Raw genomic sequence first — 17,392 nt, 5'->3', positions numbered from 1 at the left:
GGGGCAGCTTTTCCCTGTTCACGTTTTGATCTGTGCCGGCGATGCGAATCGGTTATGCTGCGTCCATGAACGACATGACCTCCATCCTTTCGCAACCGGTCGCGCGGCTCGGCGCCACCACGATCACGCTCGGCCAGGCGGTTGGTATCGTCGCCGTCCTGTTCGTCGTGCTGTTCGCCGCGCTCGTCATCGCCCTGTGGCGCGCGGCCAAGGCGCGCGCGGTTGCCGCGGCGGAAGCGGCCGACCATGCCCGCGACGCCGAGGCGCGGATGGCCGACATCATGCAGGCGCAGGCCGAGATGCAGGGGCGCATGGGCGCGATCGCCGACGTGTTCGGCGCCAGGCAGGCGGAGCTCACGCAATCGCTCGGGCAGCGACTCGACGCCATGACCGGCCGCATCGGCCAGACCATGGCCGAGCAGACCAAGTCGACGCATGAAAGCCTGGCCAAGCTGCAGGAGCGGCTGGCGGTGATCGACACCGCGCAAGGCAACATCCAGTCCCTGGCCGGTCAGGTCGTGCAGCTGCAGGCGATCCTCTCCAACAAGCAGACGCGCGGCGCCTTCGGCCAGTCGCGGATGGAAGCGATCGTTGCCGACGGGCTGCCGCACGGCGCCTATGAATTCCAGGCCAGCCTCAGCAATGGCAGCCGGCCCGACTGCCTGGTGCGGATGCCGAACGGCGCGCCGATGCTCGCCATCGACGCGAAATTCCCACTGGAAGCCTGGAACGCCATCCGCGCCGCCGAAGGCGCCGACATGCAGAAGGTGGCGGCGCAGGCTTTTCGGCGCGACATCGAGGTGCATATCCGCGATATCGCCGAAAAATACCTGATCCAGGGCGAGACGCAGGACACCGCCTTCATGTTCGTGCCCTCGGAATCGGTGTTCGCGGAAATCCACGAGAATTTCGAAGCGGTGGTGCAGAAGGCGCACCGCGCCCGCGTCGTCATCGTCTCGCCGTCGCTGCTGATGCTGTCGATCCAGGTGATCCAGGCGATCCTCAAGGACGCCCGCATGCGCGAGCAGGCGCATTTGATCCAGGGCGAGGTCATCCGGCTGATGGAGGATGTGGCCAGGGTCGACGAGCGGGTGCGCCGGTTGCAGACGCATTTCGGCCAGGCGGCCAAGGACATCGACGACATTCTGGTCTCGACGTCGAAGGTCACCAAGCGCGGCCAGAAGATCGAGGCGCTGGAGTTCGCCGAGGGCGAGACCGAGACGCCGCGCGGCGGTCCCGCTAAGGCGGAAGCCGGCGCGCGGGTGGCCGATTCAAAGACGGGACAGCTCAGGCTGCGGGTCGTCGAGGGCGATGAGTAGCCTACTGCTCCTCGAGAGTCGTCATGCCTTCGAATTCCGGCAGCCAGTGCAACGCCGAGCGGTGCCAGACCTGTCTTCTCGGAACAAGGTCCTCCCGCTGGCGCGCTGTGCCGACCCTGATGCCATAGATTTTGGGTCCGTCGCCGACCGAGGTTGCATAGAGGTGCGAGCCGCAATCGCCGCAGAAACCTTGCGCCCGTTTGGCGCCGCTCGATCCAGTCTTGATATAGACTTTCGGCGCGCCCCGAGTGACCCTGTAGTCGCTTTCCGACGCCGGCACGGTGACGCGAAAAGCCGTCCCGGTCAGCTGCTGGCAGTCGGTACAGTGGCAGATCGAGGTCTTTTCCGGATCGACCTCCGCCTCATAGGTGATCGCGCCACAATGGCAGCCACCGTCAATTTTCATCAGCATTCTCCTCAAAAGTTCGCTGTTGTGTTGACCCTAATTCTCCTCCGAGGCCCCGGCGATAGCCTTGCGCCGCTGCTCCCATGTGCCAGTGGTTTGCGGCTTGACGAAGAGCCTGGAGATTTGCGGCATTTCCTTTTTCAGTCTTGCTTCCAGGCGCTCGACGCAGGCTTCGATCTCGGGCGCGATGAGGTGATCCTCGAATTCGATGCTCAACCCCGCGACGATCTCTTCCGGTCCGATATGGACGCTCAGAATGCCGTTCGCGCGCTGCACGGCCGGATCCTGCTGGGCGATCGCCAAAACCTTGCGCTGAACCTCAGGCGACGCAGGTTCGCCCAGCAGCAGGCCCTTGCTCTCGCGCGCCAGGAAAATCGCCGTGGCGTCGAGGATGATGGCGATGCCGATCGAGCCGACACCGTCCAGCTCGGGCATTTCCAGAAGTTGCGCAGATAGGATGCCTGTAAAGGCAACGACAAGGCCGAGCAATGCGGCGCTGTCCTCGAACAACACGGTGTAGACGCTCGGATCCTTGCTCGATTGCACGGCCTGCAGCCAGCCCTGCTTGCCCTTCTGCTGGCGGAATTCCCTCAGCGCCACCAGCCAGGAGCTGCCCTCGAACAGGAAGGACAGGCCAAGCACGATGTAATTGACCCTGGCGTTGACGACAGGTTCGGGCGCCATGATGTGGATGATGCCCTCATAGAAGGAAATGCCGGAACCGAGCGCGAACACCAGAAGCGCGACGATGAAACTCCAGAAATAGAGTTCGCGCCCATAGCCGAGCGGATGCGTGCGGTCGGGCGGCCGCGCGGCGCGACGCATGCCGTAGAGGAGCAGCGTGCCGTTACCCGTGTCGACCAGCGAATGCACGCCTTCCGACAACATGGCTGACGAACCGGTGAAGAACGCGGCCGCGAATTTGGTCGCCGCGATCGCCAGGTTGCCGGCGAGCGCGGCGTAGATGACCCTTTTCGAGCCGGCATGCCCTGCCATTGGCCTTTGACCTCTCTGCGATGCATCGAGCTTAGCGGGCCGCACGCCACAGCTCCACAGACAATGCGCCAGCCGGGCCGAGGTTCAAGCCGGCTGAAGCGCTCCGCGAAGGAGCGCGGCGCAGGGAAAATCGGTTGACATCCGGCCGCACGGCTTCGCAAGCGCGGCGCCGCCTCTTGCGGTCCGGCATTTCTCTTGTTTCACTTGCGCGTCCACAATCGGAGGAGCGAATCATGGCAAAAGGCGCGATGAAGGCAGGCAAGGAAGCCCGCAAGCCGAAGAAGGACGCCAAGAAGCCCGCCGCGGCCCCGGCTCCGAAGGCGCCGCCGGTCAAGGCGATGCGCATCAAGGAAAAGTAAGCGGCCGAATTCGGTCGATCCGGCTCTCTGCAGAATCTGAACCGGCGGCATGACAATGCTGCCGGTGTTTTGTTGATCGAGAGACAGGGCACTCCCATATCAAGGGGCGAGGACGACCTCGCTTCCCCGAAAAGCCGGCCGGGACGACCCGCCACCAAGCATCTCAGGCGATGCTGGAATGACGGAGCGTTTTCGATGTCCTGGATCTTTCTTTTCTTCGCCGGCCTGTTCGAGATCGGCTGGGCGATCGGCCTCAAATACACCGACGGCTTCTCCAGGCCGCTGCCGACCCTTCTCACCATCGCCTCGATGATCGTCAGCCTCGGCCTGCTCGGCCTGGCGCTGAAGGAGCTGCCTGTCGGCACGGCCTATGCCGTATGGACCGGCATCGGCACCGTCGGCACGGCGCTGCTCGGCATCTGGCTGCTCGGCGAACCTGCGACAGTCGTCCGGCTGGCCTGCATCGGCCTGATCGTCTGCGGCATCGTCGGGCTGAAGCTGGTAGCCTAAATTAGACCCGACCGCACAAACGCGTTCAGAGCCGCTTTTGGCGACCCTGAATCATTTTCATCAAACCCGGACTCAGAGCGGTTCAGCGATTCACAGAATCGCCGACCCGCTCTAAGCTTTTTGGTTCTTGCGCAATTCCGGACGGAAAACCGCTACGCACTTTTCCTGGAATTGCTCTAGCGGGCGGAGAAGCCCGGAGGCGTCCTGCCGACGCGTGCCTTGCGGGCGGCGTAGCGTGCGTCACGCTTGGCCTTGCGCGCGGCCTCGTCGGCAAGCTCGAGCGCGATGCGCTCTGCTTCCTCGGCCTCGCGGATTTTGGCCTCGGCGGCAGCGGCCTCTTCGGCGGCGATACGCGCCGCTTCGGCGGCGGCTTCGCGTTCGGCCTTCTCGGCCGCTTCGCGAGCCAGCTTTTCCTGCTTCAGCCTTGCCTTCTCCGCTTCGCGGATGGCGCGGGCCTCGAGGATCGCCTTGCGTTCGGCCTGGCGCGCCAGCACAGCGGGATCATCCGCCGCCGGCTTTGCCTTGAAGCGCGCGAGCAGCGCCTTCTTTGCCTCGTTCGCGGCATTGCGCCGCTCGAAAATGTCTTTTTCCCTGTAGATAGCCAAGTGTACTTCCCTGCAGTCTATTCGCGACGCTTACATACGCGTGAAAGCGCCGAGTTCAAGCGTCAAAACGGTATGCCAGCCATGAAAAAACCGGGCTTGTTGCCGCAGGGATACGGCTTGGCGATGCGCGATGCACTGTTCACCGATCGGGGCTCTGGCGGGCGGCAAGGCATACGGCTACCTAGAGCGCCAGCAGGCAAAAACGCTACATGAACAGGTTCAGGACGCAATCAGATGGAACTCGGTCTCTACACTTTCGCCGACGTCAGCCCGGAGCCGGGTCCCGGCGCCATCGGTCCGCATGAGCGGCTGCGCAACCTCATCGAGGAAATCGAGCTGGCCGACCAGGTCGGCCTCGATGTGTTCGGGCTCGGCGAGCATCACCGCCCCGACTATGCCGCCTCCGCGCCGGCCGTGGCGCTTGCCGCGGCGGCCGAGCGCACGAAGAAAATCCGCCTTACCAGCGCGGTCACGGTGCTCTCCTCTGACGATCCGGTGCGCGTCTTCCAGCAATTCGCGACGCTCGACCTTCTGTCCGACGGCCGCGCCGAGATCATGGCCGGGCGCGGCTCCTTCATCGAATCCTTCCCGCTGTTCGGCTACAATTTGGAAGACTATGATGAGCTTTTCGCCGAGAAGCTCGACCTGTTGCTCGCCATCCGCGACCAGGTGAAGGTGACGTGGCAGGGCAAGCTGCGCGCGCCGATCAACGGCCGAGGCGTCTATCCGCGTCCGTTCCAAGAAAAGCTGCCGATCTGGATCGCCATTGGCGGCACACCGCAATCCGCCGCTCGCGCCGGCGTGCTCGGCCTGCCGCTGGCCTTGGCCATCATCGGCGGCGAGCCGGCGCGTTTCGCGCCGCTGTTCGATATCTATCGCGAGGCGGCCCGGCGCGCCGGCACCGATACGGCCAGCCTCGCCACCAGCATCAATGTGCATGGCTTCATTGCCGAGACGACCGAACAGGCCGCCGACGATTTCTACGGACCGCAGGCCGAGGTGATGAACCGCATCGGCCGCGAGCGCGGCTGGGGCCCGACCTCGCGCGCCCATTTCGACCAGTCCCGCGGCCCGAACGGCGCGCTGTTCGTCGGTAACCCCGAGCAGGTGGCTGAAAAGATCGTCGCCCAGCACAGGATCTTCAACAATGACCGCTTCCTGCTGCAGATGGCGATCGGCACCATGCCGCACGCCAAGATCATGAAGGCGATCGAGCTCTACGGCACCAAGGTGGCGCCGATCGTGCGCAAGGAGACGGCCAAGACGGCGCCAGCGCCGGCTGCCTGACGAGCGATCCGCTCTAAACCGGCGCCCGGATGCGGAAAGCCGGCTCTTGGAACCTTGCCGGGAACTCCCGCGTTTCGAGCGCAGGCCCGCCGCCATGCATTCATTGTCGGCTGGCGGCTTGCAAGGGAACCGATGAAAGCCGAACAGATCGCTTCGGGCGCAAGCGCTGTCGAAAGCCCTGACCCGCGTGCCGATGCCAGGGCGGACATGCGCCTGATGCGGTCGCTGGTGATCGGGATTTTCATTCTGATGACGGCCGCCGCGCTTTATTTCGCCCGGGCCTTCTTCATGCCGGTGATGCTTGCCTTCCTGCTGGCGCTGACGCTGACGCCGATCGTGCGCTTCCTGAAGAAACACGGGATTCCTGAAGTGGTGTCGGCGACGCTTTTGGTGCTGCTGTCGATCTTCATCTTCATCGCCGCCGGCTATCTGCTCAGCGGCCCGGTTATCGACCTCATCAACAACTCCTATTCGATCGGCCAGCAGTTGACGGAACGGCTGGCGCCGTTCAGGCGGCCGCTCGAACGAATGATGGACCTCGCGCATCAACTGGAAGCGCTGACCGAGACCTCGCAGGAGCCCGGCCTGCAGCGGGTCGCGGTGGCGCCTTCCGGCATCCTCTCAACCGCGGCCAGCAACATCCTGGAAGCAGGCACCGCGATCACCATCGTGTTTGTCTTGTCGCTGTTCCTGCTCGCCTCCGGCACACTGTTCTACGAGAAGATCATCCAGTCCTTCGCCAGCATGACCCAGAAGAAGCGGGCACTGCGCGTCGTCTATGACGTCGAGCGCGAGATTTCGCACTACCTGCTTACGGTCTCCATCATCAATGTGAGTCTCGGCACGGTGATCGGGCTCGGCCTGTGGGGGCTCGGCATGCCCAACCCGCTCGTTTGGGGCGCAACGGCGGCCCTGTTCAATTTCCTGCCCTATGTCGGCGCGCTGACGACCATCCTGCTCGTCGCCATCATCGCGCTGATCAGCTTCGACACGATCGCCTATGCGCTGCTCGCACCGGCCTTCGTGCTGTTGTGCGACATCGTCGAAGGTCAGTTCGTGACGCCGATGGTGGTCGGGCGGCGCCTCGAGATCAATGCGGTGGCGATCTTCATCGCCATCGCCTTCTGGTCCTGGCTGTGGGGCTTCGTCGGCGCGCTGATGGCGGTCCCGCTGCTGGTTGTCATCAAGGTGTTCTGCGATCATTTCGAAAGCCTGAGCCCGTTCGGCAATTTCCTGGCGGCGCAGCAGTCCATGGCGATCGAGGAAGAGTCCGCCGAGAACAATCACAAATCTTGAAACGCTGGCCCAATCTCAAACCTCGCCCATTGTTTGCGGCACCGTCGGCCAGTGCCTATATCGGACCGGTCAAGCCGGACCTGTCCTTAATGAGCGACTTCGATCTCGATGGCTATTTTGCCCGCATCGGCTACGGCGGACCGGCCGACGCTTCGCTGACCACGCTTAAGGCGCTGCACGCCGCGCATCCGCGGGCGATCCCGTTCGAGAACATCGATGCCTTGATGGGCGTTTCCGTCGGCCTCGACCTCGCTTCGCTGCAGGACAAGATTTTTGGCCAGGGTCGCGGCGGCTATTGCTTCGAGCACAATCTGATCCTGATGCATGCGTTTGACGCGCTGGGCTTCACGGTCAGCGGGCTGGCGGCACGCGTGCTGTGGGGCCAGCCGGAAGACACTGTTACCGCGCGCAGCCACATGCTGCTGCGCGTCGAGCTTGGCGGCCGCACCTACATTGCCGATGTCGGCTTCGGCGGCCTGACGCTGACGGCCCCGCTGCTGCTGGAACCCGGGCTCGAGCAACGAACGCCGCATGAGGCCTTCCGCATTGTCGAGACCAACGACCATTTTCGCCTGCAAGCAAGCATTGGCGGCGATTGGCGCACGCTCTATCGGTTCGACATGAGCCAGGCCTATGAGGTCGACTACCGGGTGGCCAGCCATTTCCTGTCGACGCATCCGAGCTCGCATTTCCTGTCGACGCTGGTCGCCGCGCTGGCCCTGCCCGACCGGCGCTATGCGCTGCGCAACAACCGGCTGTCGACGCATCATGCCGGCGGCCGCAGCGAGCAGCGCGAGATCGCGACGGCCGCGGAGTTCGCCGGCGTGCTGGAGAACCAGCTCGCCATCGTCATTCCCGACCGCGCCGCCTTCGAGGCGAGGCTCAGGGAAAAACGCATCGTGGAGACCTGACCAATGACGGACCTTTCGGTTCTCGACCTGTCGCCGATCACGCAAGGCAGCACCGCCTCGCGGTCGCTCGCCAATTCGCTCGACCTTGCCCGCCATGCCGAGCGCCTGGGCTACAAGCGCTACTGGCTAGCCGAGCATCACAACATGCCGGGCATCGCAAGCGCCGCGACATCCGTCGTGATCGCGCATGTCGCCGGCGGCACCAAGACGATCCACGTCGGCGCCGGCGGCATCATGCTGCCCAACCATGCGCCGCTGGTGATCGCCGAGCAGTTCGGCACGCTGGCCGCGCTTTTTCCCGGCCGCATCGACCTTGGCCTCGGCCGCGCGCCGGGCACCGACATGCTGACCGCCCGCGCCCTGCGGCGCAATCTGGAGTCTGCCGACAATTTCCCGCAGGACGTGGTCGAGCTGATGGGCTATTTCCAGCCGGCCGAGGAAGGCCAGCGCATCCGCGCCGTGCCCGGCGAAGGCCAGACCGTGCCGGTCTGGATCCTCGGCTCCAGCCTCTACGGCGCGCAGCTCGCAGCATTTCTTGGCCTGCCCTACGCCTTCGCCTCGCATTTCGCGCCGGCCGAGCTCGACCATGCGCTGGAGGTCTACCGCACGCGCTTCCAGCCATCGGCGCAGTTGGACAAGCCCTACGTCATGCTCGGCCTCAATGTCTCCGCCGCGCCGACGGATGCCGAGGCGAAGCTGCTGTTCAGCTCGCTGCAGCAGGCCTTCGTCAATTTGCGCAGCGGCAGGCCGGGGCAGTTGCCGCCGCCGGTCGAGAATTACGACCGCGATCTCGACCCGATGGCGAAAACCATGCTTGCCCAGGCGCTGTCCTGCGCCGTCGTCGGCTCGCCGGAAACGGTGCGCCAGGGCATCGATGCCTTCATCCGCAGCACCGGCGCCGACGAATTGATGGTGACGGCGCAGATCTTCGACCACGCGGCGCGCGTCCGCTCCTACGAGATTCTCGCCGACGTGCACAAATCGATGTCGGAGGCGGCGTGATCGCGCAGTCGCTTTTGCCTGACATATTGGTCTGTTAAGGGCGCGCAGATGTCCCTCTCAGCCAAGAGTTCCCCGTGACCGAAGATCTCGACGACCGCATGCATTTTGCCATCGACCTGGCGCGGCGCGCCGGCGAGCTGGGGCTGAAATATTTCCGCGACCTCGACAATCTGGCCGTCGAGTGCAAGGGCCATCAGGATCTGGTCTCAGAGGCCGACCGCGAGGTCGAGCTGTTCGTCCGCGCTGCGATCGCGGAGGCCTATCCGCAGGACGGCATCGTCGGCGAGGAGCACGCGGCGGTGACCGGAACAACCGGCCATGTCTGGGTGATCGACCCGATCGACGGCACCGCCAATTTCGTGCGCGGCATTCCCGCCTGGTGCGTGGTGATCGCCTGCGCCAAGGACGGCGAGACGGTGGTCGGCGTCATCCATGAGCCTTCGACCGACGAGACATTCTACGGCCGCCTGGGCGGCGGCGCCTTCATCAACGGCAAGCCGATCAAGGCCAGCAATGCCGCGTCGCTTTCCGAAGGTTCCGTCGGCACCGGGCTTTCGAACCGGACGGCGACAGAGCATGTCGCGGTGCTCATCAGCCTGATCATGGCGGAGGGCGGCGTCTTCTATCGCAATGCTTCCGGAGCGCTGATGCTTGCCTATGCGGCGTCCGGCCGGCTGCTCGGCTATGTCGAGGAGCACATGAACGCCTGGGACTGTCTGGCCGGCATGCTGTTGGTCGAAGAGGCCGGCGGCATGGTGCTCAGAGCGGATCCGAAGACGGTGCTCGACCAGGGCACGCAGGTGATCACCGGCGGCAGGCAGATCTTCGCGAAATTGCAGGCGCTGTGCGCGGAGGCGTTCGCAGCTACGCGCTGACGGTTTGCGCGACGGCTGCAGATGGTGAACAAGGGCGAGCTGACGGCGACCTTCACCTGTGTCACTCCGGGCGCCGAGGGCCTGCCGCCCGATTCCAAATACTGGCGGCAGGCTGATTTTCCGTCCCTTTCGCGACCGAAAGTCACGCCTGCCAAGGGATGCCTTGCCCCCGCCAAATGCCCGACCTGTGCGGCGCCAGCGGCATCGATTCCAAAAAAGCTATTCGGAACAATAGGGTAGTGCGACCTCCCGCCGATTCTGCCGCAAATCGCGGCGGGGTCGCCCCGTTGCCGCTGTCGAGACAATGGACAGCTTGCGCAGAATGCTTGCGCCCCGTGTCGGCTGTTCTTATATACGCGCCAAGCCGTCCGGCCCCGAAAAGCGGGGACCGGGGCGGGATTTCTTGTGAACAGGGGCTTTCGTCGGAACGCCTTTTGAAGGGTCCTGAGAGCCTGCTTAGAGGAGAGACTAGAACAATGGCAAAAGTTATCGGTATTGATCTCGGCACCACCAATTCCTGCATTGCCATCATGGATGGCAAGGACCCCAAGGTGATCGAGAATGCTGAAGGCGCGCGCACGACGCCTTCCATCGTCGCCATCTCCAATGACGGCGAACGCCTCGTCGGCCAGCCGGCCAAGCGCCAGGCGGTCACCAATCCTGAAAACACCATCTTCGCGGTCAAGCGCCTGATCGGCCGCCGCTATGACGATCCGGTGACGGAGAAGGACAAGAAGCTTGTCCCCTACAAGATCGTCAAGGGCGACAATGGCGACGCCTGGGTCGAGGCCGGCGGCAAGAAGCAGTCGCCCAGCCAGATCTCGGCCATGATCCTGCAGAAGATGAAAGAGACGGCGGAAGCCTATCTCGGCGAGAAGGTCGAGAAGGCGGTCATCACCGTTCCGGCCTATTTCAACGACGCCCAGCGCCAGGCGACCAAGGACGCCGGCAGGATCGCCGGCCTCGAGGTGCTGCGCATCATCAACGAGCCGACGGCCGCAGCGCTTGCCTACGGCCTGGAAAAGAAGGACGGCAAGACCATCGCCGTCTATGATCTCGGCGGCGGCACCTTCGATATTTCCGTGCTCGAGATCGGCGACGGCGTCTTCGAGGTGAAGTCGACCAACGGCGACACCTTCCTCGGCGGCGAGGACTTCGACATGCGGCTCGTCGAATATCTGGCGGCCGAGTTCAAGAAGGAACAGGGCATCGACCTCAAGGCCGACAAGCTCGCGTTGCAGCGCCTGAAGGAAGCGGCCGAGAAGGCCAAGATCGAGCTATCGTCGACGACGCAGACCGAGATCAACCTGCCCTTCATCACCGCCGACGCCACAGGGCCCAAGCACCTGACGATGAAGCTCACCCGGGCGAAGTTCGAGCAGCTGGTCGACGACCTCGTGCAGCGCACGATCGAGCCCTGCAAGGCGGCGCTCAAGGATGCCGGCCTGAAGGCTGCCGAGATCGACGAAGTGGTTCTGGTCGGCGGCATGACCCGTATGCCCAAGATCCAGGAGATCGTGAAGCAGTTCTTCGGCAAGGAGCCGCACAAGGGTGTCAACCCGGATGAGGTCGTCGCGCTCGGCGCCGCCATCCAGGCCGGCGTGCTGCAGGGCGACGTCAAGGACGTGCTCTTGCTCGACGTGACGCCGCTGTCGCTGGGCATCGAGACGCTGGGTGGCGTGTTCACCCGACTGATCGAGCGCAACACGACGATCCCGACCAAGAAGAGCCAGACCTTCTCGACCGCCGAGGATTCGCAGTCGGCGGTGACGATCCGCGTCTTCCAGGGCGAGCGCGAAATGGCGGCGGACAACAAGCTGCTCGGCCAGTTCGACCTGGTCGGTATCCCGCCGGCGCCGCGCGGCGTGCCGCAGATCGAGGTCACTTTCGACATCGACGCCAACGGCATCGTCAACGTCTCGGCCAAGGACAAGGGCACCGGCAAGGAGCACCAGATCCGCATCCAGGCATCGGGCGGTCTGTCCGACGCCGACATCGAGAAGATGGTGAAGGACGCCGAGGCCAATGCCGACGCCGACAAGAAGCGTCGCGCCCTCGTCGAGGCACGCAACCAGGCCGAGGCGCTGGTGCATTCGTCCGAGAAGTCGCTGAAGGATTATGGCGACAAGGTCTCGGAGGCTGACCGCACCGCGATCTCCGACGCCATCGCCGCGCTCAAGACCGCCGCCGAAGGCGACGATCCGGCCAATATCGAGGCCAAGTCGCAGTCGCTGGCCGAAGTGTCGATGAAGCTCGGCCAGGCCATGTACGAGGCCTCGCAGAAGGAAGCGGCCGAAGCCGACGCCAAGGCGGATGCCGCCAAAGATTCGGACGTGGTCGACGCCGACTTCGAGGAAATCAACGAAGACGACGACAAGAAGAAGTCGGCCTGAGCCGGCTGACGGCGAATAAGTGCAAAGCCCGGCGCAAAGCCGGGCTTTTTTGCAACCCCAATCGAAAAAGTGACGGAAAAACCCGGAGCGACTCTGGCTTGGCACTAGCATCCGGGAAACATCGCTCCTAAATCCAAGGCCATGCCGGCAAACGTCGCCAACAATGCTTGAAGACATTGAGCATCCGGACAGCGGGAAAAAATGAAAGCTGATTTCTACGAAACGCTGGGCGTACAAAAAGGCGCCGACGACAAGGAGCTCAAGAGCGCTTTTCGCAAGCTCGCCATGCAGTTCCACCCCGACCGCAACCCCGGCGACCATGCCTGCGAGCACAAGTTCAAAGAAATCAACGAAGCCTACGAGACGCTGAAGGACCCGCAGAAGCGCGCCGCCTATGACCGCTTCGGCCACGCCGCCTTTGAGGGCGGCATGAACGGCGCCGCGCACGGCTTCGGCGCCGGCGGATTCGCCGACATCTTCGAGGATATTTTCGGCGACATGATGGGCGGCCGCCAGCGCCGCTCGTCGGGCGGCCGCGAACGCGGCGCCGACCTGCGCTACAATATGGAAATCACGCTGGAAGAGGCCTTTTCCGGCAAGACCGCCCAGATCCACGTGCCGGCTTCCATTTCCTGCTCGGAATGCTCCGGCAGCGGCGCCAAGCCCGGCACCCAGCCGGTGACCTGCTCGATGTGCCACGGCCACGGCAAGGTGCGCGCCACGCAAGGCTTCTTCTCGATCGAGCGCACCTGCCCGCAATGCCAGGGCCGCGGCCAGACGATCAAGGATCCCTGCCCGAAATGCGCTGGACAGGGCCGCGTCACCGAGGAGCGCTCGCTGTCGGTCAACATCCCGGCCGGCATCGAGGACGGCACCCGCATCCGGCTTGCCAATGAGGGCGAGGCGGGCCTGCGCGGCGGACCGTCCGGCGACCTCTACATCTTCCTGGCGGTGAAGCCGCACGAATTCTTCCAGCGCGACGGCGCCGATCTCTATTGCAAGGTGCCGATCTCGATGACGACGGCCGCCCTTGGCGGCTCCTTCGAGGTCACCACGCTGGACGGCACGCAGACCAAGGTGAAGGTGCCGGAAGGCACGCAGAACGGCCGCCAATTCCGCTTGAAGGGCAAGGGCATGCCGGTGCTGCGCCAGCCTAATGTCGGCGACCTCTACATCCAGACGGCGGTCGAGACGCCGCAGAACCTGACGCGCCGTCAGCGCGAATTGCTGGAAGAGTTCGAGCAGCTCTCCTCGAAGGACAATTCGCCCCAGTCGAGCGGCTTTTTCGCCCGGATGAAGGATTTTTTCGAGTCGTTCGGCGAAAACTGATCGTCACGGCCCACATTGCGAACGGCATCGGAAGCGGCGATCCGCTTCCCAAGCGTCATCAACATCTTATGCCAGCTTGACGCCTTGCCTTGTCCCACCCACCTGCTAAGTAGCGGTTCGGGGGCGAGCATTGAGGAGAGCTCTGATGGCACGTAGTCCCGGGTTGCGCAAAGCGCTGGCGGAAAAATTCGACGACGAGCTGAAGTTCTTCAAAGGCTGGATCGACAAGCCGAAAACGGTCGGCTCCATCGTTCCCACCAGTTCCATCACCGCCCGCAAGATGGCATCGATCGTCAATCCGAGATCGGGCCTGCCCGTGCTTGAAGTGGGGCCCGGCACCGGCGTCATCACGCGCGCCATCCTCGCCCAGGGCGTGAAGCCGGAAAACCTCTACGCCGTCGAATATTCGACCGACTTCGTGCGCCATCTGCGCGGGCTCTATCCCGGCGTTAACGTGATCGAGGGCGACGCCTTCAATCTTAACGCGACGCTCGGCGACAAGCGCGACATGGTGTTCGATTCGGTCGTCTCCGGCGTGCCGCTGCTCAATTTCCCGGTCGCCCAGCGCATCGCCTATATCGAGAGCCTACTCGACCGCATTCCTGCCGGACGGCCGATCGTGCAGCTGACCTACGGCCCGCTGTCGCCGATCCCGGCCGGCCGAGGCGACTACACGGTCGAGCATTTCGATTTCATCTTCCGCAACATTCCCCCGACGCAGCTGTGGATTTATCGGCGCCCCTCACACTAGATTCTCCGTTGCCCCGTCCATCCTCCGCCATTGGCGCAAACGCCTGTCACATCGTCATCCACGGGCGGAGCAAGGAGCGAAGCGACGCGGCGCAGACCCGAGGATCCATTCCGTGACTTCGAGGCGTTGCGGCGATCCAGAATTCTGCTCCGCCACGCTCTACGATCGGGGTAACGGAATGGATCCTCGGGTCTCCGCGACGCCGCTTCGCGGCTGCTCCGCCCGTGGATGACGAAGTTCGTAAGCCGCGGCCATCCTTCACCGTTTTCTGCCTTCCGCTCGTTGATTTGAACGCCCCTTGGCTGTACCTGTCCCCGAACAAGGGTGGCCAATGGCAGTGATCCCACGAATCCTGGTCTTTGCCGGCTCGGTCCGGACCGGCGCCTATAGCGGCCGGACGGCCGATGTGGCGCAGAAGGAACTGGCCATGCAGGGCGCGGAGGTGACGCGCATCTCGCTCGGCGACTATCCGCTGCCGATCATGGACGAGGACCTCGAAAAGGAAAAAGGCATCCCCGAGAACGCGCTCAGACTCGGGCGTCAGATTGCGGCGCATGACGGGCTGCTGATCGCGACGCCCGAATATAACGGCTCGATCCCGCCCCTGCTCAAGAACGCGATCGACTGGGTGAGCCGGATACGGCGCGAGGGCAGCCGTTCGTTCCGGCCGCTTTACGGCAAACCCGTGGCCCTCTGCTCGTCCTCGGAGGGCAAGTTCGCCGGCATACGCTGCATCAACCATCTGCGCGCGGTGCTGGTGCGCTGCCAGATGGAGGTGGTCACGCCGGAATGCTCGGTCTCCGAGGCCGACGCGGCGTTCGCCGAGGACGGACAATTCAGGGACGCCAGACTACACCAATCGATGGAGCGCCTATGCCGTACACTGATGGAAACCTCGCGCATGCTGTCGACCCGGATCGAGGCGTGATGCATTTCGCGGAGGCCGGCAGCATGCGGGACAGGCTGATCGTCGGGCTGGACCTGCCGACGCTGAGCGAGGCCGAGAAGGCGGTGCGCGAGCTCGAAGGCGCGGTTTCCTTCTACAAGATCGGTTACCAGCTCGCCTTTGCCGGCGGACTGGACTTCGCGCGGGAACTGGCTAGCGGCGGCACGAAAGTGTTCCTCGACATGAAGCTGCTCGACATCGACAACACTGTGGCCAAGGGCGTCGAGAACATCGTCAAGATGGGCGTTTCGATGCTGACGCTGCATGCCTATCTTAAAACCATGAGAGCGGCTGTCGAGGCGGCCAAGGGCAGCGATCTCTGCCTGCTCGGGGTGACGGTGCTGACCTCGATGGACGAGCAGGACGTGATCGACGCCGGCTATGAATACGACCCGCACACGCTGGTGCTCAGGCGCTCCGAACAGGCGCTGCATGCCGGCATGGGCGGCATCGTTTGCTCGGCCGAGGAGGCTCAAGCGGTGCGCCGGATCGTCGGACCCGACCTGGCGGTGGTGACGCCCGGCATCCGCCCGTCGGGCAGCGACCACGGCGACCAGAAACGCGTGGTGACGCCGGCGCAGGCGATCCGCAACGGCTCCAGCCACCTCGTCGTCGGCCGGCCGATCGTCAAGGCGCCGGATCGGCGCGCCGCGGCCGAAGCGATCCTCGCCGAAATGCAGTCGGCCTAAGGACCGGTCCTCGTTCGCGAAAACAAACAGGAGAAACGCATGCCCAAGGGATATTGGATCGCTCGCGTCGATGTGCGCGACGCCGAGGGATACAAGGATTATGTCGCCGCGGCCAAGCTCGCCTTCGACCGCTTCGGCGCGAAATTCCTGGCGCGCGGCGGCGAGCATGAAAAGGCCGAGGGGCCGGGCCGCGCCCGCAATGTCATCATCGAGTTCGAATCGCTGGCCGTGGCGCATGACTGCTACCACTCGCCGGAATACCAGCGCGCCGCCGCCATCCGCCAGAAAGTGGCCGAGGGCGAGATCGTGCTGGTCGAGGGCGTTTAGGTCGTCTGCGCCGGCGTATGTTGGAGATCGGCCGCCCATCTCGTCGTCATCCACGGGCGGAGCAAGGAGCGAAGCGACGCGGCGAAGACCCGAGGATCCATCCCGTGACTTCAACGCGCCGCCGCGGTCCAGAAATTCAGCTCCGCTGCACTCCACGGCCGAGGTAATGGCATGGATTCCAGGGTCTGCGCGCGTCGCTTCGCTCCTTGCTACGCCCTGGAATGACGAAGTTGCCCGGCCTCAGCCAATCGTGAAGGTCACGACGTCAGCCTGTTAGCTGCCGTCTGCGCCATAGCATCGGCAAGGCTCATCCCCCATTGTCTGCGGCAATAGTCGCGGAAATCGAAGCAGGGCAGGCCGGGACATACCTCGAACTCGATGAGATGGACGGTGTCGTCGGCCTCGACGCGGAAATCGACGGAAAATACGTCCCGCAAGCCGAGGCCGACAATCAGTTTTTGCGCGATGGCACGGATTTTCCGATCCGCCTCCGGCTGGCTGGCGCCGACAGCCTCGAGCTCCGGCTCGGCATAGGTTCCCGCATCCTTCGCTGCCTGGCCGGTCTCGCCATAAAGCGCCATCGAGTCGGCCATGGTCTGAAAATCGCCGCCGGAATCGACAAAGAAGATGCCGAGCGCCTCGACGCCGGTCTCCGGCTTGAGACCGAGGAAGCTTGCGCGCACATTGCGCCCCGCGACATAGGGCTGGACGACGACATCGTCGCGGTAATGGGCAAAGACACGCCGGCTAAGCTCCAGCGCATGGCCGAGGTCGGCGATGCGCGAATCCGGCCAGATGCCGATCTTGGCGCCGAGCCGGTTGGGTTTGACGAACCAGCCTTTGGGCGAGGCCGGCGGCTCGACCAGCCATTCGCCGTTGCGCGCCAGGCCAGCCTGCGGCGCCGGCAGGCCGAGCGCGCCGAGCACGGCGCCGGAGCGCAATTTGTCCTGGCAGAGCGCGAAAAGCGAATCGTCGGCGCCGATGGTGCGCAGGCCGTTCAGCCGCGCCAGCGCCGGCGAGGCGCCGCCCCGGAAATAGGCAACGCCGTCGGTCAGTGTCCAGACCAACGTTGTTGCGGGATCGGCCTTTGCCAGAACGGGCGCTGCGTCGTCGAGCTCGACAGGCTTGAATGCGAGGCCGCGCTTTTCGCAGGCGGCGGCGAGCAGGTTGAATTCGGGCGCAAGGTCGGTCGACTGCGCCAGATAGGACGAAATTTCCAGGGCACGATCCGCCGGGTATCCGTCGGCGGATAGGCGGTCGAGACAGGCCTTTTCCGGCTCGTAGACAAGGATCAGCGTCGGCTGCGGCATTGAATGCTCCGGGCGAAATCAGGCGCTACCATCGCATGGCCGCAGCGGCCGGCTTGCGGGAAACCGACCGGACTGAGGCGA

The 17,392-nt window shown here is 64.2% G+C and carries 18 protein-coding genes; 14 read left to right on the top strand and 4 right to left on the bottom strand.

Translation table 11 applies throughout. The annotated features are described in order from the left end of the window. Positions 1-65 precede the first annotated feature (65 nt). Entirely contained in the window at positions 66-1,319 is a 1,254-nt protein-coding gene (locus EN862_RS25425) for a DNA recombination protein RmuC (RefSeq protein WP_127866257.1), read from the top strand. A 1-nt stretch (position 1,320) separates the two neighbouring features. Here the strand turns inward: EN862_RS25425 and EN862_RS25420 are convergent, their stop codons facing one another. Next, complete coding sequence (locus tag EN862_RS25420; protein WP_127866256.1) at positions 1,321-1,725, bottom strand: GFA family protein; 405 nt, start codon at positions 1,723-1,725, stop codon at positions 1,321-1,323. A gap of 36 nt (positions 1,726-1,761) precedes the next feature. After that, positions 1,762-2,721 (bottom strand): cation diffusion facilitator family transporter, encoded by a 960-nt coding sequence (locus EN862_RS25415; RefSeq protein WP_127866255.1) that lies wholly within the window; start codon positions 2,719-2,721, stop codon positions 1,762-1,764. 233 nt (positions 2,722-2,954) lie between these two features. Between EN862_RS25415 and EN862_RS37445 the strand changes: the two genes are divergently transcribed. Together EN862_RS37445 and sugE are read left to right on the top strand one after the other, a co-directional pair. Next, a complete protein-coding gene (locus EN862_RS37445; protein WP_095819016.1) occupies positions 2,955-3,080 on the top strand; it encodes a hypothetical protein in 126 nt (41 codons plus the stop codon). A 195-nt stretch (positions 3,081-3,275) separates the two neighbouring features. Then, positions 3,276-3,590, top strand: coding sequence for a quaternary ammonium compound efflux SMR transporter SugE (gene sugE / locus EN862_RS25405; RefSeq protein WP_127866254.1), 315 nt, complete (start codon positions 3,276-3,278; stop codon positions 3,588-3,590). A gap of 176 nt (positions 3,591-3,766) precedes the next feature. Here sugE and EN862_RS25400 read toward each other — a convergent pair whose 3' ends face one another. Further along, complete coding sequence (locus EN862_RS25400; protein WP_042647354.1) at positions 3,767-4,195, bottom strand: DUF6481 family protein; 429 nt, start codon at positions 4,193-4,195, stop codon at positions 3,767-3,769. A gap of 234 nt (positions 4,196-4,429) precedes the next feature. On the opposite strand from EN862_RS25400, the gene EN862_RS25395 reads away from it, so the two are divergent. The 11 genes from EN862_RS25395 to EN862_RS25345 all read left to right on the top strand — a co-directional run bounded on the left by EN862_RS25395 (position 4,430) and on the right by EN862_RS25345 (position 16,001). Continuing rightward, on the top strand, positions 4,430-5,482 hold the full coding sequence (locus tag EN862_RS25395; protein WP_127866253.1) for an LLM class flavin-dependent oxidoreductase: 1,053 nt from the start codon (positions 4,430-4,432) through the stop codon (positions 5,480-5,482). Between the two features lie 132 nt (positions 5,483-5,614). After that, the gene (locus EN862_RS25390; RefSeq protein ID WP_127866252.1) at positions 5,615-6,778 is read left to right on the top strand and encodes an AI-2E family transporter; all 1,164 of its coding nucleotides are present in this window, start codon (positions 5,615-5,617) and stop codon (positions 6,776-6,778) included. 89 nt (positions 6,779-6,867) lie between these two features. Then, positions 6,868-7,689 carry an arylamine N-acetyltransferase gene (locus EN862_RS25385; RefSeq protein WP_127866251.1) on the top strand — a complete coding sequence of 274 codons (822 nt, stop codon included), beginning with the start codon at positions 6,868-6,870 and terminating at the stop codon, positions 7,687-7,689. Between the two features lie 3 nt (positions 7,690-7,692). Continuing rightward, positions 7,693-8,691 carry an LLM class flavin-dependent oxidoreductase gene (locus EN862_RS25380; RefSeq protein ID WP_127866250.1) on the top strand — a complete coding sequence of 333 codons (999 nt, stop codon included), beginning with the start codon at positions 7,693-7,695 and terminating at the stop codon, positions 8,689-8,691. Between the two features lie 74 nt (positions 8,692-8,765). Then, positions 8,766-9,566, top strand: coding sequence for an inositol monophosphatase family protein (locus EN862_RS25375; RefSeq protein WP_127866249.1), 801 nt, complete (start codon positions 8,766-8,768; stop codon positions 9,564-9,566). A 476-nt stretch (positions 9,567-10,042) separates the two neighbouring features. Then, complete coding sequence (gene dnaK, locus EN862_RS25370) at positions 10,043-11,959, top strand: molecular chaperone DnaK (protein ID WP_127866248.1); 1,917 nt, start codon at positions 10,043-10,045, stop codon at positions 11,957-11,959. Between the two features lie 201 nt (positions 11,960-12,160). After that, positions 12,161-13,288 carry a molecular chaperone DnaJ gene (dnaJ, locus tag EN862_RS25365; protein WP_112128917.1) on the top strand — a complete coding sequence of 376 codons (1,128 nt, stop codon included), beginning with the start codon at positions 12,161-12,163 and terminating at the stop codon, positions 13,286-13,288. Positions 13,289-13,433: 145 nt separating this feature from the next. Beyond that, entirely contained in the window at positions 13,434-14,039 is a 606-nt protein-coding gene (pmtA, locus tag EN862_RS25360; protein WP_112128916.1) for a phospholipid N-methyltransferase PmtA, read from the top strand. Positions 14,040-14,370: 331 nt separating this feature from the next. Further along, positions 14,371-14,967, top strand: a complete 597-nt coding sequence (locus tag EN862_RS25355) for an NADPH-dependent FMN reductase (protein WP_127866247.1) — start codon at positions 14,371-14,373, stop codon at positions 14,965-14,967. Beyond that, positions 14,967-15,674 (top strand): orotidine-5'-phosphate decarboxylase, encoded by a 708-nt coding sequence (gene pyrF, locus EN862_RS25350; protein WP_127866348.1) that lies wholly within the window; start codon positions 14,967-14,969, stop codon positions 15,672-15,674. The genes EN862_RS25355 and pyrF overlap by 1 nt, the downstream gene beginning before the upstream one ends. Positions 15,675-15,713: 39 nt before the next feature. Next, complete coding sequence (locus EN862_RS25345) at positions 15,714-16,001, top strand: DUF1330 domain-containing protein (RefSeq protein WP_127866246.1); 288 nt, start codon at positions 15,714-15,716, stop codon at positions 15,999-16,001. Between the two features lie 257 nt (positions 16,002-16,258). Here the strand turns inward: EN862_RS25345 and EN862_RS25340 are convergent, their stop codons facing one another. Continuing rightward, on the bottom strand, positions 16,259-17,311 hold the full coding sequence (locus EN862_RS25340; RefSeq protein WP_127866245.1) for a D-alanine:D-lactate ligase-like protein: 1,053 nt from the start codon (positions 17,309-17,311) through the stop codon (positions 16,259-16,261). Positions 17,312-17,392: the final 81 nt, after the last annotated feature.

Source organism: Mesorhizobium sp. M2E.F.Ca.ET.219.01.1.1, from assembly GCF_004016445.2.
Lineage (GTDB): Bacteria > Pseudomonadota > Alphaproteobacteria > Rhizobiales > Rhizobiaceae > Mesorhizobium.
The sequence above is the reverse complement of the archived record's forward strand: the minus strand, read 5'-3'. Positions and strand labels throughout refer to the sequence as shown.